At 34.7% G+C, this 2027-nt stretch carries 2 protein-coding genes; both read left to right on the forward strand.

From position 1 onward, the window contains the following. On the forward strand, positions 1-592 hold a 592-nt coding region (locus J6V67_RS00475), incomplete at its 5' end, for a methionine adenosyltransferase domain-containing protein (protein ID WP_291857180.1). 3 nt (positions 593-595) lie between these two features. Beyond that, positions 596-2027: protein-disulfide reductase DsbD (gene dsbD / locus J6V67_RS00480; RefSeq protein WP_291857182.1), on the forward strand; the 1432-nt coding region annotated here is incomplete at its 3' end.

Consider the following 2027-nt stretch of genomic DNA (forward strand, 5'->3'; position numbering starts at 1 on the left):
AGAGAGTTTGAAAATAGAAGAGGTTAGAGCGCTTATTAAAGAGCTTATAGATGATTCAGGATTGCCACAAAATCTATACGATAAAGATAAAACAATAATCTATATAAATCCAACAGGTAGATATGTAAATCATAGTTCACTTCACGATAGTGGCCTAACGGGTAGAAAATTAATAGTAGATAGCTTTGGTGGTTACTCTCCAATAGGTGGTGGCGCACAAAGTAGCAAAGATTATACAAAAGTAGATAGAAGTGGGCTATATGCAGCTAGATGGATAGCTAAAAATATTGTAGCAGCTGGTCTAGCTAAGAAATGTATAGTACAACTAAGCTATGCCATAGGTGTAGCAAAGCCAGTTAGTGTAAGTGTGGATTGTATGGGTACAAATATAAATAGTGATGATGATAAATTATCTGAGTTTGTACATGATAAATTTGCCCTAACTCCAAAATGGATAACAGATAAATTTGGCCTAGATAAACCTAGCAAAGATACATTCTTATACGCTGATGTAGCAGCTAAAGGGCAGGTGGGTGATCCTAGCTATCCATGGGAGCAGCTAGATGCTATAGAGATATTTAAGCAAATTTAATCTATGAAAAAGCTCTTATATATTTTTTTATTCTTTGGGATTTTGTGTTTTGGTAGTGTACTAGATCCCAAAGATGCTTTTAAGCTCAATATTAGCGGAGATAATCAAAGTGGTATAATAGCTAAATTTGATATTGCAGATGGTGTATATTTATATCAAGATAAAATCAAGATAATGCTAGATAATAACGATATCACAAGGCTTTTAAATATTCCTAAGGCGATAAAATATGAGGGCTATGATATTTATAGGAATTTAGAGATTTTTATCCCAGCAGGAATTGTATTGGGTAAAAATAGCTTTAATCTTGATATCTATTACCAAGGTTGCAGCGATAGTGGCTTTTGTTATCAGCCATTAAAGGAAGGCTTTGGAGTTGAATTTGACTCAAGTGGCAGTGTTGTATCTAGTAGATATCTAGTAGACTCTACAAACAAAACAAATTTAGCTACTAGAAATGATGAAGAATTAGTTAGCTTATCTAAAGATATAGCATCAGGCCAAAATTTGTCTAATCAAAAAACTCAAAATGAGCAGTCGCAAATAGCTATAAATTTAGCAAACAACTCTATCTTTTGGGCAATATCAACATTTTTTATATACGGCGTTTTGCTATCTCTTACTCCATGTATTTTTCCAATGATTCCAATTCTCTCAAGCTTGATTGTCGCCAAAGGGGCTAAAAATGCCAAAAGCGGCTTTATAATCAGCCTTATATATGTACTAGCTATGAGTGTTACATATGCTATAGCTGGAGTATTAGCAAGCTCTTTGGGTGCTAGTGTTCAAGGAATGCTTCAAACTCCAGTAGTACTGATTGGTTTTAGTATTGTTTTTATTGTATTAGCACTTTCAATGTTTGGACTTTTTGAGATAGAAATACCAAAATCATTACAAGCTTACCTAAATACTAAAAGTTCTAAATTTAGCGGAATGGGTGGCGTTATTTTTATGGGCGTAGCATCAGCTTTAATAGTAGGACCATGCGTGGCAGCACCGCTAGCTGGAGCGCTGCTTTATATCGCAAATAGCGGGGATATTATTATTGGCGGATTATCTTTATTTGTAATGAGTTTAGGTATGGGGCTTCCACTTTTAGCTATTGGGCTTGGTGGAGGTAGGGTTTTACCAAAGCCAGGTGAGTGGATGGTAAAAATTAAGATTATATTTGGCTTTATTATGCTTGCGATGGCGCTTTGGATTATTTCACCCGTAATTGGCGATGAAATTTCGCTGCTAGGGCAGGGTGTTTTAGGTGTTATTTTAGCTGTGATTTTTGGTGCGTTTGAAAATGCTAGCAGTATAATTCAACGTGTAATAAAAGGAGTAATGCTTATAATCTTTGCTATTAGTATGGTGATAGTTATTGATTTTAGTGTGAGTAAATTTGGATCAAATTTAAAATCAAGTTTGCCAATTACGCAAGATAAAAGCA

Origin of the sequence: Campylobacter sp. (genome assembly GCF_017646085.1) — a bacterium.
Taxonomy (GTDB): Bacteria; Campylobacterota; Campylobacteria; order Campylobacterales; family Campylobacteraceae; genus Campylobacter.